Origin of the sequence: Rossellomorea aquimaris, from assembly GCF_001877785.1 — a bacterium.
Taxonomy (GTDB): Bacteria; Bacillota; Bacilli; order Bacillales; family Bacillaceae_B; genus Rossellomorea; species Rossellomorea aquimaris_A.
Genome location: NZ_MINN01000074.1, coordinates 792,987 through 815,533 on the forward strand (window position 1 = coordinate 792,987; position 22,547 = coordinate 815,533).

Annotated in this window: 25 protein-coding genes; 8 read left to right on the forward strand and 17 right to left on the reverse strand. The window is 42.2% G+C overall.

What is annotated here, in order from left to right:
- Positions 1-5: 5 nt before the first annotated feature.
- The 3 genes from ftsW to glsA all read right to left on the reverse strand — a co-directional run bounded on the left by ftsW (position 6) and on the right by glsA (position 2,670).
- Positions 6-1,223 carry a putative lipid II flippase FtsW gene (gene ftsW / locus BHE18_RS07800; protein ID WP_071618003.1) on the reverse strand — a complete coding sequence of 406 codons (1,218 nt, stop codon included), beginning with the start codon at positions 1,221-1,223 and terminating at the stop codon, positions 6-8.
- Between the two features lie 108 nt (positions 1,224-1,331).
- A complete protein-coding gene (locus BHE18_RS07805) occupies positions 1,332-1,613 on the reverse strand; it encodes a YlaN family protein (RefSeq protein ID WP_071618004.1) in 282 nt (93 codons plus the stop codon).
- A 136-nt stretch (positions 1,614-1,749) separates the two neighbouring features.
- On the reverse strand, positions 1,750-2,670 hold the full coding sequence (gene glsA, locus BHE18_RS07810; protein ID WP_071618005.1) for a glutaminase A: 921 nt from the start codon (positions 2,668-2,670) through the stop codon (positions 1,750-1,752).
- A 138-nt stretch (positions 2,671-2,808) separates the two neighbouring features.
- On the opposite strand from glsA, the gene BHE18_RS07815 reads away from it, so the two are divergent.
- Positions 2,809-3,306, forward strand: a complete 498-nt coding sequence (locus BHE18_RS07815; RefSeq protein ID WP_071618006.1) for a hypothetical protein — start codon at positions 2,809-2,811, stop codon at positions 3,304-3,306.
- A 95-nt stretch (positions 3,307-3,401) separates the two neighbouring features.
- On the opposite strand, the gene BHE18_RS07820 is transcribed toward BHE18_RS07815, so the two are convergent.
- Positions 3,402-4,730, reverse strand: a complete 1,329-nt coding sequence (locus BHE18_RS07820; RefSeq protein ID WP_071618007.1) for a PhoH family protein — start codon at positions 4,728-4,730, stop codon at positions 3,402-3,404.
- Between the two features lie 178 nt (positions 4,731-4,908).
- Here BHE18_RS07820 and BHE18_RS07825 point away from each other — a divergent pair, with 178 nt between their 5' ends.
- The gene (locus tag BHE18_RS07825; protein ID WP_071618008.1) at positions 4,909-5,511 is read left to right on the forward strand and encodes a YhcN/YlaJ family sporulation lipoprotein; all 603 of its coding nucleotides are present in this window, start codon (positions 4,909-4,911) and stop codon (positions 5,509-5,511) included.
- Positions 5,512-5,545: 34 nt separating this feature from the next.
- Here the strand turns inward: BHE18_RS07825 and BHE18_RS07830 are convergent, their stop codons facing one another.
- Positions 5,546-6,001 (reverse strand): pyridoxamine 5'-phosphate oxidase family protein, encoded by a 456-nt coding sequence (locus tag BHE18_RS07830; RefSeq protein ID WP_071618009.1) that lies wholly within the window; start codon positions 5,999-6,001, stop codon positions 5,546-5,548.
- A gap of 200 nt (positions 6,002-6,201) precedes the next feature.
- Between BHE18_RS07830 and BHE18_RS07835 the strand changes: the two genes are divergently transcribed.
- Entirely contained in the window at positions 6,202-6,402 is a 201-nt protein-coding gene (locus BHE18_RS07835; RefSeq protein WP_071618010.1) for a YlaI family protein, read from the forward strand.
- Positions 6,392-6,847, forward strand: a complete 456-nt coding sequence (locus tag BHE18_RS07840; protein WP_071618011.1) for a hypothetical protein — start codon at positions 6,392-6,394, stop codon at positions 6,845-6,847. Before BHE18_RS07835 ends, BHE18_RS07840 begins: the two co-directional genes overlap by 11 nt.
- A gap of 37 nt (positions 6,848-6,884) precedes the next feature.
- Here the strand turns inward: BHE18_RS07840 and BHE18_RS07845 are convergent, their stop codons facing one another.
- Together BHE18_RS07845 and typA are read right to left on the reverse strand one after the other, a co-directional pair.
- Complete coding sequence (locus tag BHE18_RS07845) at positions 6,885-7,193, reverse strand: YlaH-like family protein (protein WP_071618012.1); 309 nt, start codon at positions 7,191-7,193, stop codon at positions 6,885-6,887.
- Positions 7,194-7,216: 23 nt separating this feature from the next.
- Positions 7,217-9,055 (reverse strand): translational GTPase TypA, encoded by a 1,839-nt coding sequence (gene typA, locus BHE18_RS07850; RefSeq protein ID WP_071618013.1) that lies wholly within the window; start codon positions 9,053-9,055, stop codon positions 7,217-7,219.
- Between the two features lie 278 nt (positions 9,056-9,333).
- Here typA and BHE18_RS07855 point away from each other — a divergent pair, with 278 nt between their 5' ends.
- Complete coding sequence (locus tag BHE18_RS07855) at positions 9,334-9,519, forward strand: YlaF family protein (RefSeq protein ID WP_071618014.1); 186 nt, start codon at positions 9,334-9,336, stop codon at positions 9,517-9,519.
- A 58-nt stretch (positions 9,520-9,577) separates the two neighbouring features.
- Here BHE18_RS07855 and BHE18_RS07860 read toward each other — a convergent pair whose 3' ends face one another.
- Together BHE18_RS07860 and BHE18_RS07865 are read right to left on the reverse strand one after the other, a co-directional pair.
- Positions 9,578-10,369: an inositol monophosphatase family protein gene (locus tag BHE18_RS07860; RefSeq protein WP_071618015.1), complete on the reverse strand. Its 792-nt coding sequence runs from the start codon at positions 10,367-10,369 to the stop codon at positions 9,578-9,580.
- A gap of 215 nt (positions 10,370-10,584) precedes the next feature.
- Complete coding sequence (locus BHE18_RS07865) at positions 10,585-10,779, reverse strand: hypothetical protein (protein WP_071618016.1); 195 nt, start codon at positions 10,777-10,779, stop codon at positions 10,585-10,587.
- Between the two features lie 181 nt (positions 10,780-10,960).
- Between BHE18_RS07865 and BHE18_RS07870 the strand changes: the two genes are divergently transcribed.
- Positions 10,961-11,581 carry a YktB family protein gene (locus BHE18_RS07870; RefSeq protein WP_071618017.1) on the forward strand — a complete coding sequence of 207 codons (621 nt, stop codon included), beginning with the start codon at positions 10,961-10,963 and terminating at the stop codon, positions 11,579-11,581.
- Positions 11,582-11,625: 44 nt separating this feature from the next.
- Here the strand turns inward: BHE18_RS07870 and BHE18_RS07875 are convergent, their stop codons facing one another.
- Together BHE18_RS07875 and BHE18_RS07880 are read right to left on the reverse strand one after the other, a co-directional pair.
- Positions 11,626-11,898: a UPF0223 family protein gene (locus BHE18_RS07875; RefSeq protein ID WP_071618018.1), complete on the reverse strand. Its 273-nt coding sequence runs from the start codon at positions 11,896-11,898 to the stop codon at positions 11,626-11,628.
- A gap of 20 nt (positions 11,899-11,918) precedes the next feature.
- Entirely contained in the window at positions 11,919-12,908 is a 990-nt protein-coding gene (locus tag BHE18_RS07880; RefSeq protein ID WP_268876301.1) for an NAD(P)H-dependent flavin oxidoreductase, read from the reverse strand.
- Between the two features lie 367 nt (positions 12,909-13,275).
- Here BHE18_RS07880 and BHE18_RS07885 point away from each other — a divergent pair, with 367 nt between their 5' ends.
- Positions 13,276-14,745 (forward strand): aminotransferase class I/II-fold pyridoxal phosphate-dependent enzyme, encoded by a 1,470-nt coding sequence (locus BHE18_RS07885; RefSeq protein WP_071618020.1) that lies wholly within the window; start codon positions 13,276-13,278, stop codon positions 14,743-14,745.
- 143 nt (positions 14,746-14,888) lie between these two features.
- Here the strand turns inward: BHE18_RS07885 and BHE18_RS07890 are convergent, their stop codons facing one another.
- Together BHE18_RS07890 and BHE18_RS07895 are read right to left on the reverse strand one after the other, a co-directional pair.
- Positions 14,889-15,008 carry a GapA-binding peptide SR1P gene (locus BHE18_RS07890; protein ID WP_071618021.1) on the reverse strand — a complete coding sequence of 40 codons (120 nt, stop codon included), beginning with the start codon at positions 15,006-15,008 and terminating at the stop codon, positions 14,889-14,891.
- 467 nt (positions 15,009-15,475) lie between these two features.
- On the reverse strand, positions 15,476-16,273 hold the full coding sequence (locus BHE18_RS07895; protein WP_235860264.1) for a polysaccharide deacetylase family protein: 798 nt from the start codon (positions 16,271-16,273) through the stop codon (positions 15,476-15,478).
- Positions 16,274-16,842: 569 nt separating this feature from the next.
- Here BHE18_RS07895 and BHE18_RS07905 point away from each other — a divergent pair.
- A complete protein-coding gene (locus BHE18_RS07905; RefSeq protein WP_071618024.1) occupies positions 16,843-17,226 on the forward strand; it encodes a hypothetical protein in 384 nt (127 codons plus the stop codon).
- Positions 17,227-17,317: 91 nt separating this feature from the next.
- Here BHE18_RS07905 and lpdA read toward each other — a convergent pair whose 3' ends face one another.
- The 4 genes from lpdA to pdhA all read right to left on the reverse strand — a co-directional run bounded on the left by lpdA (position 17,318) and on the right by pdhA (position 22,301).
- A complete protein-coding gene (lpdA, locus tag BHE18_RS07910) occupies positions 17,318-18,727 on the reverse strand; it encodes a dihydrolipoyl dehydrogenase (protein ID WP_071618025.1) in 1,410 nt (469 codons plus the stop codon).
- A gap of 4 nt (positions 18,728-18,731) precedes the next feature.
- Positions 18,732-20,084, reverse strand: coding sequence for a dihydrolipoamide acetyltransferase family protein (locus BHE18_RS07915; RefSeq protein WP_071618026.1), 1,353 nt, complete (start codon positions 20,082-20,084; stop codon positions 18,732-18,734).
- A 120-nt stretch (positions 20,085-20,204) separates the two neighbouring features.
- Positions 20,205-21,182, reverse strand: coding sequence for an alpha-ketoacid dehydrogenase subunit beta (locus BHE18_RS07920; RefSeq protein ID WP_071618027.1), 978 nt, complete (start codon positions 21,180-21,182; stop codon positions 20,205-20,207).
- A gap of 3 nt (positions 21,183-21,185) precedes the next feature.
- Positions 21,186-22,301 carry a pyruvate dehydrogenase (acetyl-transferring) E1 component subunit alpha gene (gene pdhA / locus BHE18_RS07925; RefSeq protein WP_071618028.1) on the reverse strand — a complete coding sequence of 372 codons (1,116 nt, stop codon included), beginning with the start codon at positions 22,299-22,301 and terminating at the stop codon, positions 21,186-21,188.
- Positions 22,302-22,547 lie beyond the last annotated feature (246 nt).

The following is a 22,547-nucleotide window of genomic DNA, read 5'->3' on the forward strand; positions in this document are numbered from 1 at the left end:
GAGACCTACATTTTCACACCATATATTCTCTTGTTAGTAGACATATTCTCCAAAGGTTCGTCATTTTCCTTCTTTGTTTTATATTTTTCTTCATATTTCACAAACATGGATACATTCACAAGGACGCCGAGCGATAACGAGAGGACCAGCAGCGAAGAGCCTCCGTAACTGATGAAAGGAAGCGGCACCCCGGTAATCGGAATAAGTCCTGACACCCCTCCAAGATTGATGAAAGCCTGTATTCCAATCATACTTGAGATACCTATGGCGAGCATCGTACCAAATGGATCCTGGCATTTCACTCCGATATAAATACCTCTTAAAACGATATAGGTAAGGCCGAGTATGACAAAACTAACACCGAAGACACCCAGTTCTTCAGCAATGATCGCCATGATGAAATCAGTCTGCGGCTCCGGTATATAACCGAGCTTTTGAATACTCTGTCCCAGGCCAAGCCCCTGGACTCCGCCTGAACCAATGGCCAGATAGGAGTTTACAAGCTGATAACCTTCCCCCTGAGCGTCCTTGAATGGTGAAAGATAAGCCTCGATCCTGCTCATCCTTTCGGTTGTAAAGATGAATCCCCTGCCCAGATAAATGAAAGGTGAAACGATGACCAGCAAAGCGGAACCGATTCCTGCAAGCTTTGATATAGTACGAAAATTGATGCCTGAACACATGATGACGATGGCCCCGATCACAAAAATGATCGCTGCTGTCCCGAAGTCGGGTTCAAGGAAGACAATGAAGCATATGAACCCGAGAAAGATCAGCGGGGGAGCAAGGCCGCGATTCAAATCATTTATGTACGCCTGCTTCTTTGAATACACAGATCCCAAATAAATGACAACCGCAAGCTTAGCAAACTCAGAAGGCTGAATGCTCATGAACCCCAGATTGAGCCAGCTTCTGGCATTGTTGACTTCACTTCCGAAAATATGTACCGAAACGAGCATGATGATGATGACGGCCATTAACCCTTTGATGATTTTCCCTACCTGGAAGGCTTTATAAGGAAACCATGCAGCCACGGTAAAAGCAGCAAACCCAACGAGAACGTTGACCAGCTGCTTCTTATAGAAATAGTCACTCTCCCAGCCGAATCGTTCAACAGCCATTACCATGCTGGCACTGTAAACCATAACCAATCCGAAAAAGCAAAGGAATATATACACAGCTATTAAAGAATAGTCATAGGACTTCAATATTTTTTTAATCATGACAATTCAACCCTTTTTCTTAATTCATTTTCTTTCCCGCAATATATGTACCTCTATAAAAAAACTCAAACAACAGAGTTCAGTATTGTTTGAGTTGTCATGACTATTTTACTTTTTTGTGGATGCTTCATGAAGGGCAGAAAGTTCCCTTTCCAAAGAATCAATCAATTCCTTTCCATCTGCGTCATCCACCAGTCCCAACCGGACAGCAAATTCTATTTCACGGGATAATCCGAACATTTGGGTATCCAATACTTCCTCATAAAGAGGACATTGGGGCATCGTTAAATTATCCATTTGCACTTTAATTAGCTGTAAAATCTTTTCTGCATCAGCCTTTAATAACTCATAGGCTTTTTCTCGATGATTAACTGTCATTTCTGACGCCACAGTGATCCCCCCATTCCGTACAAATAGCATTCCTGTCTTAAAATTTTATCGTTAAACTGCACAAATTGCAAGAATAATTAACGTTTTTATAAGGAATGAATTTGAATAATGGGAAGCGATTCATCAAAATACGGCACTAGAAAATACTCCAGGAATATTTGGCACTGAGCCCTTCAAGGAGCTTGGTTCCCGCAATACTGTTCCCGACCTCATCCAGTGACGGGCCAAAGATGCCAATCCCGCATTTGCCGGGGACACTCCCCATGATGCCCCCGGAAACCCCGCTTTTTGCAGGGATCCCGACCTTGATGGCAAACTCCCCCGAGCTGTTATACATCCCGCATGTTACCATAAACGTTTTACATATTCTCGCGACATCTTTTGTAATGAGCTGCCTCCCGCTCTCGGGATCCAGTCCGTCATTGGCAAAGACGGCTCCCATTTTGGCCAGGTCCACACAATTCATTTCCACCGCACATTGTTTCGTGTATAAAACCAATAAATCTTCTACATTCCCGGTTATCACTCCATGCTGCTTCATAAAATAGCAAAGCGAACGATTCAGATTGGCTGTCTGCAGTTCTGAATAAGCTACATCTTCATTGTATGTAACCTGTTGTCCTGTCAAATGACAGATAAACTCAATCAGCCTGTCCCATTTCTCGATGACCGTATCACCCTTGATCATGTGTGTGACAGCCAAGGCGCCGGCATTGATCATTGGATTGAGGGGCTTTGATGGTTTGTTCGTTTCTAATTTGGCAATTGAATTGAATGGATCCCCCGTGGGCTCCATCCCTACTTTGGAAAAAACCTCATCTTCACCGTTGTCCATTAATACTAGTGCAAGGGTAATCACTTTCGAAATACTCTGCAGGGTGAATTTTTTAAGATGATCTCCTGCATAGTAAGATTCATTTCCGATGGAGTAGATACAAATGGCTAAATCATCCGGATTTTGATTGCTTAACGCAGGAATATAATCAGCGACCTTTCCGTAAGGGGCAAAGGCCCTCGCAATATCGACCAGTTCTCCCAAAAGTTTTTGATCTGACATTTTTCCTCACTCTCCTTCATTCTCTAGTAAGGTTCCCTAAATCGTTAATTCGAAAACAGTGAAAATGCTTACACAAAATCATGTGACAAAAAGATTTATAACCGATATACTAGAACTATTGTAAAGGAGGAATCTGTTGTGGAAAGCATCGTACCGATCAAAGGTAAAGTTAAGTTTGTCATCACGTTGGATTCCGGAGTGTGGATATTTGATGACAGAAAGATTGATTTAAACACTTTCTTTGAAGAAGGCAGCATTTTGAAAGATGAACTGGAAGAATACACAAAAGCCGTGTCGAAGCACTGGTCCCGCGAGATCCAGGAGGGCGCAACATATCCTCCAACATTGAAAACTGAAAAGAAATATGAAAAGGAAAAAGTTCTTACCGGTACTTTTGCCATGCCATTTGCACCTTTCTTAAAAAATGCGGAACCGCATGAAGATGCTTCTAGCATTGTAATCGAGACAGCGTGCGGTGAGTTTAGTTTCCCTGTCGAAAAAGCAGAAGAACTGCTCATGGCATTTTCAAAAGATGGGAAACCGTTAAAGGAAGACGGACCGGTTCATATCCTTTTTAAAGACGGCTCAAATAACGAAAAACCAATTACAAATGTAAAAGCTTTCCGACTGGAATAAATACCAAATGGTTTCTACATAAACGAATAAACCCGGTGCAGGAACCTCTGCACCGGGTTTTTCATAAGGTATAAATGGGATTGATTCCCATATCGTCATAAAAGATCGGCTGCAAGCTGGGCAAGACCTGACCGTTCGCCTTTCATCAATTTTACGTGGCCTGCTATCGACTGTTCTTTGAATTTTTCCACCACGTAAGTCAAACCATTATTATATTCATCAAGATAAGGATGGTCGATCTGTGCAGGGTCACCCATCAGGACAATCTTACTCCGTTCCCCCACCCTTGTTAATATCGTCTTCACTTCATGCTTGGTGAGGTTTTGCGCTTCGTCAATGATGATGAATTGATCAGGAATACTCCTGCCCCTTATATAAGTCAGGGCTTCTACTTCAATCGATGCCATTCCTGCAAGTATATCGTCGAGTTCTCCAGGTTTCTTTACATTGAACAGGTATTCGAGGTTATCATAGATCGGCTGCATCCACGGTCTCAGCTTTTCTTGTTTTTCACCCGGCAAATACCCTATATCTTTACCCACTGGTACAATCGGACGAGCTACCAGGAGCTTATTGAACTTATGAAAATCCTCTGTCTGCAGCAGTCCCGCCGCCAGAGCAAGAAGGGTCTTTCCTGTACCCGCTTTACCGATCATCGTCACCAGTGAAATATCATCCCTCAGTAAAAGTTCGGTTGCCATCGTCTGTTGTACATTCCTCGCTTTAATACCCCACATATGGTCATGATCATAAACTAATTTTTTCAGTTTCGTCCCGGATCCATCCACCATACCTACAGCAGAAGCAGAACTGCCCAATGCGTCTTTCAAAACGATGAATTCATGTGAATAGAATCTTTGCTTCGTTATTTCTTTTAGGGTCAATTCCCCATGTTCATAAAATTTGTCCACTGCACCTTTATCAACAAATAACTCAGTGAATCCGGTATATATATCGTTGACCTCCACAACCCGGTCGCTCAGAAAATCCTCAGCCTGCAACCCGAGTGCATCAGCCTTGACTCTCACCAACGTGTCTTTGCTTACCAATATCACCGATTTTCCGTTTTCTTTCGCTTCTTCCTCCAGAGAGAGGTTTTTTGCAACGGCCAATATCCGGTTATCATTGGTTTTTTCTACAAATATCTCTTGCAGTTCCTGAAAGGAACGATGGTTTAACTCTATCCTGATTGACCCGCCTGTGTACAACGGAATCTTTTCATGGAGCTTTCCTTCTTGCCTTAAATTATCGATCAGTTTCGATACATGTCTTGCGTTTCGTCCGATTTCATCCATATAACGCTTCTTCGAATCCACTTCTTCTAATACGACCGCTGGTATAACCACCTCATTGTCCTGAAACGAAAAGATGGCTTGTGGATCTTGTAATAAGACATTGGTATCTAATACATAAATTTTTTTCAAATCGATGCCTCCTGCTCCTCATTTCTTATTACTATTGTATGTAGCCAAAGTTGATCCGGTTATTCCCAGCTACTCAAATAGGACGGCCCGTTTCTTAAAATATATGAATAAACGTATAAAGATAGAAGAAAATTACACAATAAGAAAAGATATTGAAATTAACCCGGGAGGTACTGACATGAATAAAATCATCTCTCTGCTTGGGATTGTCCTCTTTCTATCGGCTTGCGCCAATAATAAAGAGGTCGGTTATAATAAAAATCCACAATCTGACCAAAACAAGCCGATCACCGTCCAAGACAGTAATATCCAGCATGTTGAAAGAAAATCGGGACAGCAAATATCCAAACACTTGGTTGATCTGACAACCAGAGTACCTGATGTAAGAGATGCCACAGCAGTCGTAATAGGTAAATATGCGTTTGTGGGAATCGATATCGACTCCGATGTCGAACGTTCAGAAGTAGGATCGATTAAGTACTCTGTAGCAGAAGCCTTAAAAGAAGACCCATATGGTGCCCAGGCAATCGTCGTAGCTGACCCTGATGTCACCGCCCGTTTGAAAGAGATCAATAAGGATATCCGGCGGGGGGAACCTGTCCAGGGAATCATGAACGAACTCTCTGATATTTCCGGAAGACTCATGCCTGAAATTCCACGTTCCCTTAAGCAGACTGACCCTGAAAACGCCCCAAAGGAACCAAAGAAAAAAATGAACCAGAAAAAAGAAAATCAGTTAAACAGAGAACAGGAAGACCAGAGCGAGAATTATATCGAATAGGCCCCGAAATATAAAAAGCCATGAAAAAGCTGACTCAGGCTTTTTTCATGGCTTCAATTACTTGGCGGTCCAACCGTTCCGCAGCAGTTTTATCATACGTCTTCTCATAAGCAGGCTCTGCTGAGATCCTCGAGCCGTAAAACATGACATCCCTCACCTCATCGATCTCCATCTTGATCAAAGTAAGCTTCAACGGTACACCTTCAAGCTGTACCTGACTGATTTCCGTCTTCCCGGCAATCGAATAAGTTGATTCATTCGCTATCAAATTAATGACCGCAAGGGGATTCTCCCTGATATTCTCAACGATTTTGGATTTCTGATTCACAGTGAAAAGCACTGTTTCTTCATCCTTAGCCAAAATCCATGAAACTGCATTGACATTCGGTCCTCCCGTTTCATGATCTACGGTGGACAAAGTTACAAAGCGTTCAGATTGAAGTTCCTCGAACAGTACCGGGATTAAGCCCGGTTCCACTTGGTTAGCCAAAACAATCACTCCTCCCTGGTCCTTCATTAGAAAAATTCGTCATGGAATTTAATTGTCCTTCTTTTTATTTTGATATCATTATACATCACATTCACAAAGTTTTAAAAAACGGTCTGTAAGTAAATTGAAGCGTTCTCTCATACTACATGATATACTGAAAAGAGAAATCTTATGAGAGAAAAAGCAATGAGGTGTTAAGTATGCGTGTTAAGTGTGCTCTATGTGAAGTAATAGAAAATATTGAAGATTATTCGCTGCAGGCGAAAAGATTAAGAAACAGACCCATTCACACTTATATGTGTGACTCGTGCCACAAACGGATCACTAAAAAAACTGAAGAACGTGCCGCTACCGGTAATTTCAATCTGTACCGTTCGCCAAAAGTTGAAGATGAATTCTAGTCATGCCATTAAGGGAATCGGTATCGGCATTGTCTCCGGCATTCTGCTTGGATTACTCCTGAAACTGCTGCAGGCATTGACTGGGATAAAAGTATACATACTCCTCCTGAATGTTGATTTCCTACCTTATATAGGATCCATACAATGGCCGGAATGGATTGAATTTATTTTCCATTTGATCGTTTCCTGCCTGATCGGAATCGTTTTTGTGATGATAATCCATCGCTTCAAACTTGCGGGCATGGCCGTATGGATAACATCATTTGCGTTGACCATGCCCGCATTCTTGTTATACTTTCCGCTTTCTTCACTTGCCATTAAGGATGTCCCGGCCCCTCATGATCCCTCAGCCATCCTGCTTTGGCTGTTAGGCCATCTGGTATATGGAGCATCCATCCCGCTTTTATATCCCGCTATAGAGAACCCTAAGAGGAAAAACAATTAAAATAAAAAAGCTGCAGTTTATGCCTGCAGCTTTTTTACTATACATTTCCTTTTTTCTTTTCATTGTTCAAGCGGATCTTATAAATGATTAATATGAGAGCCGCTACGACAAGACCCTCTGCAACCGGTAAAAAGATACCTAAAAACGTCAGAACCGTACACCCGACAATTAAGAATAAATAAATCACGATCGATTTACCAAGCGGCAGCTTTTTGGCAAAACCAAGCTTATACACTAATATAGAGAGTCCCACAATGGTTAAGTAAAGAAGCCACATCCCCAATTCCGCATTTTGATCAACACGGTAAAGGGATGCGAAAAAGGATAAACGCTCAGTTACATCCATTTCCTGCTCCCCCTTCACTCAGTTTATTGAGATACCTTGCTCTTTTTCTCCGCTCTTTCACGTTCATTCTTATCAAGAATTTTTTTACGGAGACGGATTGATTCCGGCGTTACTTCACAGTATTCGTCATCATTCAGATATTCAAGGGATTCCTCAAGCGTCATGATCCTCGCCTTCTTAATCGTAACCGTTTGATCCTTGTTTGCTGAACGGACGTTTGTCGCTTGCTTCACCTTCGTGATATTAACGGTGATATCATTTTCCCTTGTATGTTCACCAACGATCATACCACCATAGATTTCTGTACCTGCTTCAACGAAGATCGTTCCGCGGTCTTCCACTTGCATGATTCCGTATTGTGATGCTTTACCTGTTTCCATAGAAACCAGTACACCTTGGCGACGTCCGCCGACGCGGCCTTTTTGCAGCGGCTGATAGCTGTCAAATGTGTGGTTGATGATTCCATAACCGCGTGTAAGGGTCATAAACTCAGTTGAATAACCGATCAACCCGCGTGCAGGAACCATGAAAATCAAGCGGACTTGACCATTACCGTTGTTTACCATATCAAGCATTTCACCTTTACGCTGTCCAAGTGATTCGATGACTCCTCCCATATACTCCTCTGGGATATCGATTTGAACCCGCTCAACAGGCTCACTCTTGACGCCGTCAACTTCTTTGATGATAACCTGTGGTTTGGATACTTGAAGTTCGTATCCTTCACGGCGCATGTTTTCAATCAGGATGGAAAGATGAAGCTCCCCGCGGCCTGAAACCGTCCACGCATCAGGTGAGTCGGTCGGGTCAACGCGCAGACTTACATCTGTTTGAAGCTGAGCCAATAAGCGCTCCTCGATCTTCCTTGAAGTCACGTATTTACCTTCTCTTCCTGCAAACGGGCTGTTATTCACAAGGAAAGTCATTTGCAGAGTAGGTTCGTCAATACGAAGGACCGGCAGCTGGTCCTGATGTTCAACCGGGCAAACCGTTTCACCCACGTTAATATCTTCCATTCCTGAAACAGCGATCAAATCGCCTGCTTTTGCTTCTTGGATTTCTTCACGCTTCAGTCCAAAGAAACCAAAAATCTTTGTAACACGGAACTGTTTAACAGAGCCGTCAAGCTTCATAAGTGCAACCTGCTGACCAACTTTCATCGTCCCTCTGAACACACGTCCGATTCCGATACGGCCTACATAATCATTGTAATCAAGCAATGCGACCTGGAATTGAAGAGGTTCCTCAGAATTATCAACTGGTGCCGGGATATGCTCAATGATTGATTCATACAAACATTGCATGTTCTCATCTTGTTTGGCAGGATCTGGATCCGTGCTTGCAGTACCATTGATGGCAGATGCATAAACAACAGGGAATTCAAGCTGTTCATCATTCGCATCCAATTCAATGAATAATTCCAATACCTCATCAATGACTTCTTCAGGACGCGCTGAAGGCTTGTCAATCTTGTTAACGACTACGATCGGTGTAAGATTTTGTTCAAGTGCTTTCTTTAGGACGAAACGAGTCTGAGGCATACAGCCTTCATACGCATCGACAACAAGCAGAACACCATCTACCATTTTCATGATACGTTCCACTTCGCCGCCAAAGTCAGCATGTCCAGGTGTATCAAGAATATTGATGCGTGAATCTTTATATTGAATCGCCGTATTTTTCGCCAAGATTGTAATACCGCGTTCTCTTTCCAAGTCATTCGAATCCATCGCGCGCTCTGAAACTTGTTCATTTTCGCGGAAGATTCCAGATTGCTTTAACAGCTCATCAACCAATGTCGTTTTACCATGGTCAACGTGAGCGATGATAGCAATATTTCTAAGATCATTTCTTAAGTTCATATTTCCACTCCTGAATATATTGGATTTCTTTCCTGGAAGGCTAAAGATAATGGGTAATTCTGTTCAACTAGACCATTATAGCACAGCGCGGCTGAAATCCCTAATAAATATTGAATGAAACGGTACCAGGATAATATAACGCGCTGATATCACTCTTTAATATTTGCCATTGCACATTCTTATGGCTCTAGGTAGAATTTAAGTAAGCAGTTTCGTTTGCAATTCGTTTTTATATTTGCATAACTATCATTGAAATACATATTAGCGGAGGTGTTTATATGGGTAATATCAAATGGATCTTCGTCCTTTATTCTGTTTTGGCAGCCGTATCTCTGATGGGCATCGCCATTTCAATAAGTCTGGCAAGCCCTCTTTTAGCAGCGGGCTGCATCATTGCTCTCACCATTATCATGGGGTTCGGTTTCACTACGAAAAAGAGATACCGGGAAGAAGGCAGGCTTTAATAATAATGTAAAAAAAGCTGAATGAAGTGCTCATTCAGCTTTTTTCTATATAACAGGATCAGTTCTTAAGGTAATCGTTAAGGATTCTACCGTGCAGTCCTGGTTTTCCTACAAATAAAGAACTCTTATTCAAAGGGTTCAGATCATTTCCTTCTAAATCGGTAACAACCCCTCCGACTTCTTCTATAAGGATCTTTCCGGCAGCGAAGTCCCAGGGCGCCAGTCGCATACTTATATACGCATCGAGTCTTCCTGCAGCTATATACGCCATTTCGATAGCAGCAGAACCATATGAACGCGTCCCTCTTACTTTTTGAACCAATGGTGCCAAAACTTCAGGATCTATACGCTTATTAGTGGTCATCCATTGCGCATTCAATGCAATGATTGAATCCTCTACCGGTACATCATTTAGAGCTGGCAGCTTCACATCATTCATATAAGCTCCCCTTCCCTTTTCTGCGTGGTACAACTCATCATGAACCACATCATAAATGTATCCGAGCACACCCTGACTTTCATCATAAATCCCGATGGATATAGCAAAGTTCCTTTGTTGATGAACAAAATTCATTGTTCCGTCAATAGGGTCGATAATCCACGTTACTCCGGATAAATCGCTCAGTTCGTCACCGAACCCTTCTTCACCCATTATTTTATGGTCTTTGTATGTACTCCTTATTTTCTCAATGAAAAAACGCTCCGTCCCTTCATCCATGTTTGTAACCAAATCATTACGGTTGGACTTTGTTTTAATATTAAGTTCATCTTGAAAAGAATCGCGGATCGTCTTCCCCGCCTCCATGATCCAATCCCTGACATTCTGGTCTACTTCTTTCCAATTCGTCACGTTCATGACCTCCAATACTAGTCTTCATCTTAACACGAGGTGTTCCTTAGCTCTTTAGCTTAATGGAAAAAAAGGAAGGATTCAAGTTTTTCAACTCTTCCCTCAATATTGAGCTGCCGGACAAAAAAAAGAACTCTACGTATGGAAACGGAAGAGTTCGCCAGAATCGTTCATTTCGAATCCTTTCATCGTATACCCTTTCTGTGTTCAAATCATTATAGAGCCTTCATTTTTATTAACTCTTCACGAATATTCATTAGCTTCTCTTTTGACTTTGTTTGATTTTCCTTGTTTTTTGTCTGGATCGCTTCGAACAACACAGCTAGTTCATAATCCATTTCCAGTCTCAATACATTTAGACGCTGCTGCTGGACATCCCGTTTTTTAGACGTATTCATCACTTGTTTCATTGTCTTGCACCCCTTCCGCGTTTTCGATTTATCTGATTGTTCTGATAATATTTAATACATATTATGAAATTTCATCTCATCATGTAACTAAAATGTGCAGACACCCATTGTTGAAACGGATCATTACATTTATTCCATTTCCTTGTGTTAAAATAACACCATTAGGTAAGGAGGCTGCACTATGAAATTCAACGGATTTACTGACAAAGACTTTGATGTGTTTACAATTGATGGTTTAGAAAATAGAATGGAAGCCATTCAACAGCATATACGCCCCAAGCTTGAATACCTTGGACAATATTTTACACCTGAGCTCAGCACGTTGACCGGCGACGAGATGTTCTACCATGTAGCCAAACACGCACGCCGCTCTGTAAACCCTCCAGATGATACGTGGGTGGCATTCGCCAATAACAAGCGCGGTTATAAAAAACATCCCCACTTTCAAATTGGTTTATGGAATACCCATTTATTCATCTGGTTCGCAATGATTTATGAAGCTCCCCATAAGGAGGAATTCGGTAAAAAAGCCGAAGAAAACGCGGATGAGATAAGGGATATTATCCCCTCGGACTACGTATGGTCGGGTGATCATACAAAGCCTGATGCCGTATCATTCTCTTCAATGTCCCGGGACGAATTCCTATCGCTTTGTCAAAGAGTACAAAAAGTTAAGAAAGCGGAACTTCTGTGCGGTTTGCACTTGGATCGGGAAACAGTGACTGAACTTAATGGTGATGAGCTGATCCAAAAAATTAATAATGCCTTTGAAACACTTTTACCCCTTTATAAAATGAACTAAACCCTCTTAATAATGAAAAACGACAGCCCCGCGGCTGTCGTTTTTCACTTCATGGCGATCAGTTCTGAATCACCCGATTCTTTCATCTTTTTTACTACATGATAGGTGGAGTAGCCGCTTGACTCTTCAAATTCACTGCAGATTTTTTTCTCTTCCGATTTACTCGGTACGATCTCTTTGAATTTACGGTAACGGGCCATTAAATCTTCTTTTTTTATGCCTTTTTCATATGCTTTTTCAACCGCTTCAAAGAAAGAAATGACATCAATCACTTCTTCAGTTGTCCAATCTATCGAGAAAGGATATTGATATTCCATGTTAAGTAACAACTCCTTGATTAATTCCAATTCGAACGGATACGTTCTGCCTCATCAATCATTCTATTAATAAGCTGATCAACGGACGGAATATCGTTGATCAGCCCCATGACCTGCCCTGCCCAGCCGAACCCATCTTCTTTTGAACCGTCATATATAAACCTCTTATTAGCTTCTCCGCTTATATATCCTTTTAACCCTTCATATCCTGCACCCGTTTGTTCCGCCTGCAGTATTTTATCGGTCCAGGTATTTGAGATCGCCCGTGCAGGTGCACCGAGAGAACGTTTAATCACCACTGTATCATTCTCGCTGCCTTCCAACAAGGCTTTTTTATATTCTTCTGAAGCATGGATACATTCTTTAGCGGCTATAAATCTCGTGCCCATTTCAACACCTTCTGCACCGAAACTTAAAGCTGCCATAAGCCCTCTTCCGTCACCAATGCCGCCCGACGCTACCACGGGTATTGAGACTGCATCCACTACTCCCGGGATTAACACGAATGTACCGATATCGTCTTTCCCTAAATGGCCGCCCCCTTCATGACCAACCGCCATGACAGCATCCGCACCCAATTGCTCGGCCTTTATTGCCTGTCTTTTTGATGCGACAAGAACCATTTTAATTGTATTTGTGCCTTCCAATTTTTTTATCAATGGAGCCGGATTGCCCCCGGTAATAGTAACAACAGGGACTTCTTCATCGACTGCTGCCTCTACAAACTTTTCGTAAGGCCTTCCGTGCTGACCGATTGCAAAATTGACACCAAATGGCTTATCGGTCAGTTTCCTTACTTTTATTATCTCTTCCCTGAGTTCATCAGGGTGATCCAGGGACATTGCAGTGATCTGCCCAAGCCCTCCGGCATTTGAGACTGCCGCAGCAAGTTCGGCATATGCCAGGTGAGCTAGTCCTCCTTGAATGATGGGATATTTAATATTTAATAATTCTGTTATTCTTGTCTTCCACTTCAATTTAACCCCTCCTGTCATACACGTATTCTTTATTGGATAAATAATTCCCTTCAAGAAGATTAAAATGATTAAAGTATGGGCAAATACCACTATGCAAAGGAATACCTAGATGCTATAATTCTTTTGTTTGAAAAAAGACTACTATTAAAATGGTCTCTTTATAAAAATTTTCATTTCGTAAAATTAGACCGTTTCTTTTCGCTGGAGGCACAAGATTCCCCGGGGAGAAAGTCGAGCCTCCTCGGCGTTTCCTCTATTTCCCGCCGGAGTCAAGTGCCTTCCGCTACAATCCACTCTAGACTTTAAGCAGGGATTATAGCGGCAACCATTTAAGAAAAGAGCTTTTAATAAATTTGTTGCATTTAAATATTTAAACCATATCAAAGAGGTGTTGATTGAATTGTCTCAATATGAAACCCCGTTATTTACCGGATTAGTTGAACATAGCAAAAAGAACCCTGTCCAGTTTCACATCCCCGGACATAAGAAAGGGGCCGGCATGGATCCCGATTTCAAAGAATTCATCGGCGAAAATGCCCTCAGTATCGATTTGATCAACATCGGCCCCCTCGATGATCTTCACCAGCCTAAAGGGATGATCAAGGAAGCCCAGGACCTTGCTGCAGAGGCCTTTGGAGCAGACCATACATTCTTCTCGGTTCAGGGGACGAGCGGTGCGATCATGACCATGGTAATGAGTGTATGCGGACCTGGTGATAAAATCATCGTTCCGAGAAATGTACACAAGTCCGTAATGTCTGCAATTGTTTTTTCAGGAGCAACGCCTATCTTCATTCACCCGGACATTGATAAAGATTTAGGTATATCCCATGGAATCACTACAGATGCGGTTGCAAAAGCATTGGAACAGCATCCCGATGCCAAAGGGGTCCTGGTCATCAATCCTACTTATTTTGGAATCTCAGCAGATTTAAAGAAAATAGTGGAAATCGCTCATTCATACAGTGTACCCGTTCTAGTAGATGAAGCACATGGAGTTCATATTCACTTTCATGATGACCTCCCACTCTCCGCAATGCAGGCGGGAGCAGATCTTGCAGCTACAAGTGTACACAAGCTCGGAGGCTCGATGACGCAAAGCTCGGTACTGAATATGAAGGAAGGATTGGTTTCACCCAAACGTGTTCAGACCATCCTGAGCATGCTAACGACCACTTCGACTTCTTACCTTTTGCTCGCGTCATTGGATGTGGCAAGGAAGCGCCTTGCCACGGAAGGACACGATCTGATCAGTACGACAATACAATTGGCTGAAAACATAAGAGGCGAAATCAATGAAATCGAGGGCCTATATTGTGTGGGTAAGGAGATCCTCGGCACCAAGGCTACACATGATTACGATCCCACCAAGTTAATTGTATCGGTAAAAGAATTGGGAATCAGCGGTTTCGATGCTGAAAAATGGCTGCGGGAAGCTTATAATATTGAGGTTGAGATGTCCGACCTGTACAACATTCTCTGCATCATCACACCCGGCGATACCCAGACTGAAGGTGATCAGCTGGTCACCGGATTAAGAGAACTTGCAAATCAGCTGAAAAAACATGGAGACATCACCCCAGCAACCGTGATGCTTCCCGATATTCCCGTGTTATCCATGACACCTCGTGATGCATTCTATGCAGATACCGAAGTCATTCCGATCGATCAATCTGTCGGTCGCACCATCGCGGAGTTCATCATGGTGTATCCACCTGGTATTCCCATTTTCATACCAGGGGAGATCATTACACAGGAAAACATCAATTATATCAAAACCAACATTGAAGCCGGACTTCCTGTACAAGGACCGGAAGATTATGATTTGCGGCACCTCCGTGTCATAAAAGAACATCATGCAATCAGATAAACCAAATTGGCGGCCCCATATCGCATGGGGTCTTTTCTTTTCTTTTGTAAATAAAAAAGGTGAAGAAGGACATACGCCCCTTCTTCACCCTTTACTCTATATTTACCCCTTTAAGTCAAACCGTTACTGATTTCCCCTTGAACTTAATCGTCTAATTCTACATCATCATTACATTCGCAGCAGTTAGAGAATAAAACAGAAACCTTCTCATCTTCGTAATGTTCAATAGTGTTCAGGCATGATTGACAAACAATTGTTCCCATCTTTTTTCATCTCCTTTAATGATGTTTTGTAAGCGTTTTATCTTAGCTGATTCTATAATAATATAACACATTTAAAAAATCAACCTTATATTGTATAACATATTAAAGATATTATTCTTTTAATTAATCATATTTTAATTCTATGCAGTAAAAGTGTATATAAGACCTTTTGAACTTCTCAACACCGCTGTGGATTTCCGTGGAAGACTACGCTTTCCGCGGGTGACCCCCGTGAGCCTCCTCGTCGCTTTTGCTCCTGCGGGGTCTCACATCAGTCACTTCTCCCCCAGGAGTCTTCGTCTTCCACTCCAATCAACTGCTGGAATAGGCTGTTCCTCAAATAGCCATTAAGTAACATCAAAACGTCTATTAATTGCAGAAATCGACTTAACAAATAATAGATATTTTTATAGGAGTGGTGATTATATAAAAAAACCTGAATGGTCGCATTCAGGTTTTTGATGTGATTATGGAGTTTTGATTTTTGCCGGGTCCAGGGTTTCGTAGCCTTTTTCCCTGAGTCCTTTTACGATGTCGGGCAGTGCTTCACTTGTCCAGGTTCGGTCGTGCATTAGCAGGTTTGCACCGTTATTCAGGTATGGGTTGTTAACCATGATCTCAGTGATTGCTTCTTTTGTTTGATACGCCTTCTCCCAGTCGTAGCCGTACGTCCAGTTCATAAGGGCCATTTTCTCTTCTGCTGCAATCTGACGGCTGTAATCCGTATTCTGCCCAAAAGGAGCTCTGAAGAATTTAGGGCGTTCACCGGTGATCGATTCAACGAGCTCATTCACCGTAACGATTTCTTCTTTTTGTTTTTCCGGTGAAAGGTCAGGAAGTGAACTGTGGCTGTATGTATGATTGCCTATCATAAAGCCCATGTCATGGATTTTTTTTAATACATTTTTCTCTTCGGGGGTATCAAGAAAATGTCCATTTACAAAGAAGATTGCAGGAGCATCCATCGCCTTCAGATCTTCAGCCATTTTCAGTGCATATTTATCCGGGGCATCATCAATTGTTAAAAGCACGACCTTTGCATTTTGACCTGCTAACGGTTCAATACTCCAATTGTTTTCATTAATCTTGTATTGAGGCTCCTGAACCACTTCTACTGTTTCTTCTGGTTCAGTTTTATCTCCTTGATTTTCTTGCTTTTCGTTACGAGTTGATTCCTCGATATCTGTCTTTTTATCAGAATTCTCGGCCGGGTCGGCTTCTTTCGTAACATTTGCGGGTTCGCCGGTACATGCAGTCAATAACATCAAAGTTACTCCTGTTGCAATAATCTTTTTCATTATACTCACCTTTCATGATTCACTTTGAATATTTTAACATATTATGAGTGAATCTGGATAAGTTTTAAAATAATTCCATCAGGTTTTCAAATAATATTTTGAATCCAAAAAAACAAGATAAACTGAATGAGGTCACAAACAAAGTAAGCCTTCTCGACTGAACAATCTTCCTTGCAGCAATAAATGCCACATAAAAAAACAGAACAAACATGATCCATTTATATTCAATATGATCTTTGACAGACAACCATTCTGCTATATAAAAAACGCTCCACAGAATCATCTGAATAATGAAAGCCACATAAAATTTCATCAAAAACACCCTTTATTTTTGAGTATTTTCATGCAATACATGTACTAACTAAGTATATTCCTCTAATGTTACTTTCATTATTGATGTCTTTTCATTTCTGTAACATTTCAGTGACTTGCCTCATTTCGTGGAATCCATATGATAAAATGTGACCAACGAATAGGTCTTTATACGTATTGATTACTTACGTTCATGGTGCATCACTAAGAAAAGAGGATGATGTATGAAACATTTACTTACCTTGTTAATGCTGGCATCGACAGCCTTGCTTCTCACTTCATGCAATGATCTGGCTGCAGATAAAGTAGTGTTGGCAGAGGATCGATTCATTGAAAGGCAAATCATATTTTTTTCAGATGAACGCAATATTTCAAAAGAAGTCGCATACTATGATGCCATCATTGAGCTTAAGAATGAGTACCCCGAAGACTTAAAATACCTTGAAGTCGTAAATTTCAATTCTGACAAATCGAATCCAAAGGTCCAATCCACTGCTTATCCTGCCATTGTCGTTGTAGATAACAATCAGGTTGTCACAAAAATCACGGGGAAGGCACATAAAAATCAGATCGTTAAATCCGTTTCCCATGCTATCAGTAAATGGTGAGTTTGTTTGAACCAGCCGTATGCAGCCAGTGAACTTATTTCCCTATATAAAAAAATGACCCTCTCAGATGGAGGGTCATTTTTATTGGTCATTATTTTACAATGTGGATTGGGCTTCCCATCGCAACTTCTGCTGCTTCCATTGAAATCTCACCAAGGGTAGGGTGAGCATGGATTGTCATCGCAACGTCTTCAGCCGTCATGCCGGATTCAATCGCAAGACCAAGTTCAGCGATCATGTCAGATGCGCCGGCACCTACGATTTGTGCTCCAATGATAAGACCGTCTTCTTTGCGAGTCACAAGCTTCATGAAGCCTTCAGAAGAATTAAGGGCCAAAGCACGACCATTTGCAGCAAATGGGAATTTAGCTGCAACCACTTCAATTCCTTCTTCTTTTGCTTCAGCTTCAGAATAGCCTACTGTTGCAAGTTCCGGGTCTGTGAAGCAAACCGCAGGAATTCCAAGGTAATCGATTTCAGCCGGCTCACCAGCAATTACCTCAGCAGCGATTTTACCTTCATAAGATGCTTTATGAGCAAGTGGTGGTCCATCAACGATATCACCAATCGCAAAGATGTTAGGAATGTTTGTACGGCATTGTTTATCAATTTTGATAACACCGCGGTCTGACATTTCAATTCCTACTTCTTCAAGACCGATTTCATCAGTATTTGGACGGCGTCCCACTGTGACAAGCACATAATCTGCTTCCACTGATTTCTCTTCACCGTTCACTTCGTATTTAACGACTACGCCGCTGTCACTTTCGTCAACGCCTTTAGCCATTGCTTTCGTGACTACTTCAACGCCTTTTTTCTTAAGGCCTTTTTTGACAACTGATGTCAATTGCTTTTCGAATCCGCCAAGGATATCGTCAGCACCCTCAAGGATTGTCACTTCAGAACCGAGGTTGGCATATGCAGTTCCAAGCTCTGTACCGATGTAACCTCCGCCGATGACAACGAGCTTGCCTGGTACTTCCTCAAGCGCCAAAGCACCAGTTGAATCAAGAACGCGTTTAGAGAACTTGAAGCTTGGAATTTCAATCGGGCGTGATCCGGTCGCAAGGATCAAGTTGTTGAATTTATATGTTTGCGCAGAGTTATCATCCATCACACGCAGAGTGTTTTGGTCTACAAGATAAGCTTCTCCGCGAACGATTTCCGCTTTGTTTCCTTTTAGAAGTCCTTCAACACCGCCGGTAAGCTTCTTAACTACGCCAGCTTTCCATTCTTGGACCTTGTCAAAGTTAACTTTTACGTTCTCTGCAACGATCCCCATATCATCTGAATGCTGGGCTTGATGAAAACGGTGTCCCGCAGTGATAAGGGCTTTTGATGGGATACAGCCTACGTTCAAGCAAACGCCGCCCATGTTCTCTTTTTCGATGATCGTTACCTTTTGTCCAAGCTGTGCTGCACGGATCGCCGCAACGTATCCTCCAGGACCTGAACCGACTACAATAGTATCTGTTTCAATTGGGAAATCTCCTACTACCATCTCATTACGCCTCCATTAATAATAATTCTGGATCGTTCAACAAACGCTTAATGTGGTTAAGTGCATGTTGAGCAGTAGCTCCATCAATCATACGGTGATCGAAGCTCAATGATAATGCTAACACAGGTGCTGCTACAATTTCACCATTTTTAACTACAGGTTTCTCAGCGATACGGCCAACTCCAAGGATTGCAACTTCTGGATGGTTGATAACAGGAGTGAACCATTGACCGCCGGCAGAACCGATATTGGTGATTGTGCATGATGCACCTTTCATTTCGTCACCTGAAAGCTTGCCGTCACGTGCTTTGCCTGCAAGTTCATTGATTTCATTGGAAATAGAGAACATTGATTTACGATCAGCATTTTTCACGACAGGTACTAACAGCCCTTTGTCAGTGTCAGCCGCGATACCGATATTGTAATAATGTTTTTGTACGATTTCGCTAGTAGAATCATCAATGGATGTATTCAATGCCGGGAACTCACGCAATGCGCTTGTCAAGGCTTTTACGATATATGGCAAGAAAGTCAATTTCACACCTTTTTCCGCTGCAACTTCCTTGAATTTTTTACGGTGTGCCCAAAGCTTCGTCACGTCAACTTCATCCATAAGTGTAACGTGAGGTGCAGTGTGCTTGGAATTAACCATCGCTTTTGCGATTGCTTTACGCATTCCGCTCATCTTCTCGCGAGTTTCAGGGAATTCTCCTTCCGGTGCTTTAGGGGCAGCCGCTTTCCCTTCTTCTTTGGCAGGTGTTTGTTCTGCTTTTTCCTCTGCAGCAGGGGATTCAGCTTTCGCTCCGCCGCCGCTTAAGAATGAATCGATATCTTCTTTCAGGACACGTCCGTTTTTACCTGAACCTGAAACCTGGCGGATTTCAACACCATTCTCTCTTGCATATTTACGGACAGATGGCATCGCGATCACACGTTTGTTAGGATCAACGTCTGCGTCTGCTGCTTTTTCTTGTTCAGCTTCAGGAGAAGCGTCTTTATCAACATTCTGACCTTGTTCCGCTGTACCTTGAACCTGGCCTTCTGTTTTTTCTTCCGCTTTAGCTTCTTCCTTCTTGCTGCTTTCGCTGTCGCTTCCTTTGAATTGAAGATCCTCATACCCAGGTGCATCGAACTTGATCAATGTGTCACCGACTACTGCTACAGTGCCTTCATCAACCAGCAGCTCTTCTACCGTACCGGCAACTGGAGATGGAATTTCAACTACTGCTTTATCATTTTGGACTTCACATAGTACATCGTCTTCTTCTACTTTATCGCCGGGTTTAACAAACCACTTAACGATTTCACCTTCATGGATACCTTCACCAATGTCCGGTAATTTGAATTCGAAAGACATGGATTCTACCTCCTGTATTGAATAATGATATAGATGAATGTTTTTGTTTTCTGTCTATTTTCTCTATTTAAATGGGAAAAGAGAAGGGAAAGAACCCTTCTATTTCCTTTGATCGATTAATTAAAATTCAAGTACTTTCTTGGCAGTTTCGATAACATCCTTATGGTTTGGAAGCCATACAGGTTCTGCTTGAGAGAAAGAGTACACAGTATCCGGTGCTGTTACGCGAAGCACAGGTGCTTCAAGGCTTAGGATTGCACGGTCATTGATTTCTGCAACTACATTCGAAGCGATGCCTGCCTGCTTTTGAGCTTCTTGTACGACAATTGCACGGTTTGTCTTTTCGACAGAAGCCATGATTGTGTCAATATCAAGAGGACTTACAGTACGCAGATCGACAACTTCAACTGAATATCCTTCTTTTTCAAGTTCTTCAGCAGCTTTGATAGATTCATGTACCATAGCCCCGTAAGTAATGATGGATAGATCTTTACCTTCACGTTTCACTTCCGCTTTACCAAGTTCAATTGTATATTCCTCTTCAGGAACTTCCTGACGGAATGAACGGTATAACTTCATGTGCTCAAGGAAAATAACCGGATCATTATCACGGATAGATGAAATCAGCAGCCCTTTTGCATCATAAGGTGTTGATGGGATAACAACTTTAAGACCTGGCTGTTGTGCCATTAAACCTTCCAAGCTGTCTGCATGCAGCTCAGGAGTATGTACCCCGCCGCCGAATGGTGAACGAACAGTGATCGGTGCAGTGTAAGTTCCGCCTGAACGGTAACGCATACGCGCCATTTGGCCCGAGATTGAATCCATCACTTCGTAAACGAAACCGAAGAATTGAATTTCAGGAACTGGACGGAATCCTTCCAATGCAAGTCCGATCGCTAAACCGCCGATTCCGGATTCTGCAAGTGGTGTATCGAATACACGGTCTTCACCGAATTCTTTCTGAAGTCCTTCCGTTGCACGGAAAACACCGCCGTTAAGACCTACGTCTTCACCAAAAACTAATACGTCTTCGTTGTTACGCAGTTCTGTGCGCAGTGCATCAGTGATCGCTTGAATCATTGTCATTTGCGCCATGGCTTATTTCGACTCCTTCTCTGTATAAATTTCTAATTGTTCTTTTAGGTTATATGGAAGCTCTTCAAACATGTTATTGATGAAATCAGTAACTTTTTGTTTTGGCTCTCCATCAGCTTTCTTGATTGCTTGCTTGATATCTTCTTTTGCTTCTTCGATTACTTCATTTTCTTTCTCTTCGCTCCATAAGCCTTTTGCTTCAAGGAACTTGCGGAAACGCACCAATGGATCTTTCTTCTCCCAGTCAGTATCCATTTCTGAAGTACGATAGCGTGTAGGGTCGTCCCCTGCCATTGTATGCGGACCATAACGGTAGCACATTGTTTCAATCAATGAAGGTCCTTCACCGTTGACCGCACGCTCTCTCGCTTCACGAGTAGCAGCGTAAACAGCCAATGGATCCATTCCATCCACCAGGATACCAGGGATCCCTGCAGCAACTGCTTTTTGAGCGATTGTCTTACCCGCAGTCTGCTTGTCACGAGGTGTGGAAATCGCGAATTGATTGTTTTGTACAACGAAAATTGCCGGAGCTGAATAAGAACCTGCAAAGTTGATTCCTTCATAGAAATCACCTTGTGAAGATCCGCCGTCTCCTGTATAAGTGATGGCAACTGCTTTCTTTCCGCGCTTCTTAAGACCAAGAGCCACGCCTGCAGTCTGGATGTATTGAGCACCGATGATGATTTGAGGAGACAATACATTTACGCCTTCAGGAGGCTGGTTGCCTTTGAAGTGTCCGCGTGAAAATAAAAAGGCTTGGTATAACGGAAGACCATGCCATACGATTTGAGGTACATCACGGTAACCCGGAAGGATCCAGTCCTCTTTCTCAAGTGCAAAGTGAGAAGCAATCTGTGAAGCTTCCTGCCCTGCCGTTGGTGCATAGAAACCTAAACGTCCTTGACGATTCAGGGAAATTGATCTTTGATCGAGAATACGAGTGTAAACCATGCGGCGCATTAATTCCTGAAGGTCCTCATCGGAAATTTCAGGCATTGCGTCTTCGTTTACTACTTCGCCTTCTTCGTTTAAAATTTGAAACATTTCAAACTTGTCTTCAATCTGTTCGAGCGTTTTAACTGCATCGAATTGTGCCTTCTTTGATTTAGAAGCCATCGAAGTCACCTATCCTTTCTGTTTACATTTATTTTGGTTTTTTACATACAAAGTTTAGATTACCCAAATTCAGTATGACCTACCATAATACTTGCGAATCACATTGTAGATAGTTTTCCACAAATAATAAGAAAGAAAACCCAAATTTGCATATTAGGTTATCTGTATTAGTTTGTTTTACACTTTCACTAATACAACTTTTGCTACCATTCATAGTTTACAATATAAAAAAACATCTCGTCAACG

Excerpts from the sequence above, each read along its gene's own strand:
- BHE18_RS07865 (WP_071618016.1), bottom strand. The coding sequence starts at position 10,779 with ATGAAACAAGTGATGAATACGTCTAAAAAACGGGATGTCCAGCAGCAG.
- BHE18_RS07855 (WP_071618014.1), top strand. The coding sequence starts at position 9,334 with ATGGGTAATATCAAATGGATCTTCGTCCTTTATTCTGTTTTGGCAGCC.
- BHE18_RS07870 (WP_071618017.1), top strand. The coding sequence starts at position 10,961 with ATGAAATTCAACGGATTTACTGACAAAGACTTTGATGTGTTTACAATT.
- pdhA (WP_071618028.1), bottom strand. The coding sequence starts at position 22,301 with ATGGCTTCTAAATCAAAGAAGGCACAATTCGATGCAGTTAAAACGCTC.
- BHE18_RS07845 (WP_071618012.1), bottom strand. The coding sequence starts at position 7,193 with ATGGATGTAACTGAGCGTTTATCCTTTTTCGCATCCCTTTACCGTGTT.
- typA (WP_071618013.1), bottom strand. The coding sequence starts at position 9,055 with ATGAACTTAAGAAATGATCTTAGAAATATTGCTATCATCGCTCACGTT.
- BHE18_RS07875 (WP_071618018.1), bottom strand. The coding sequence starts at position 11,898 with ATGGAATATCAATATCCTTTCTCGATAGATTGGACAACTGAAGAAGTG.
- BHE18_RS07835 (WP_071618010.1), top strand. The coding sequence starts at position 6,202 with ATGCGTGTTAAGTGTGCTCTATGTGAAGTAATAGAAAATATTGAAGAT.
- BHE18_RS07895 (WP_235860264.1), bottom strand. The coding sequence starts at position 16,273 with ATGTTATTGACTGCATGTACCGGCGAACCCGCAAATGTTACGAAAGAA.
- lpdA (WP_071618025.1), bottom strand. The coding sequence starts at position 18,727 with ATGGTAGTAGGAGATTTCCCAATTGAAACAGATACTATTGTAGTCGGT.
- BHE18_RS07825 (WP_071618008.1), top strand. The coding sequence starts at position 4,909 with ATGAATAAAATCATCTCTCTGCTTGGGATTGTCCTCTTTCTATCGGCT.
- BHE18_RS07905 (WP_071618024.1), top strand. The coding sequence starts at position 16,843 with ATGAAACATTTACTTACCTTGTTAATGCTGGCATCGACAGCCTTGCTT.
- BHE18_RS07920 (WP_071618027.1), bottom strand. The coding sequence starts at position 21,182 with ATGGCGCAAATGACAATGATTCAAGCGATCACTGATGCACTGCGCACA.
- ftsW (WP_071618003.1), bottom strand. The coding sequence starts at position 1,223 with ATGATTAAAAAAATATTGAAGTCCTATGACTATTCTTTAATAGCTGTG.
- BHE18_RS07890 (WP_071618021.1), bottom strand. The coding sequence starts at position 15,008 with ATGGGAACAATTGTTTGTCAATCATGCCTGAACACTATTGAACATTAC.
- BHE18_RS07915 (WP_071618026.1), bottom strand. The coding sequence starts at position 20,084 with ATGTCTTTCGAATTCAAATTACCGGACATTGGTGAAGGTATCCATGAA.
- BHE18_RS07840 (WP_071618011.1), top strand. The coding sequence starts at position 6,392 with ATGAATTCTAGTCATGCCATTAAGGGAATCGGTATCGGCATTGTCTCC.
- glsA (WP_071618005.1), bottom strand. The coding sequence starts at position 2,670 with ATGTCAGATCAAAAACTTTTGGGAGAACTGGTCGATATTGCGAGGGCC.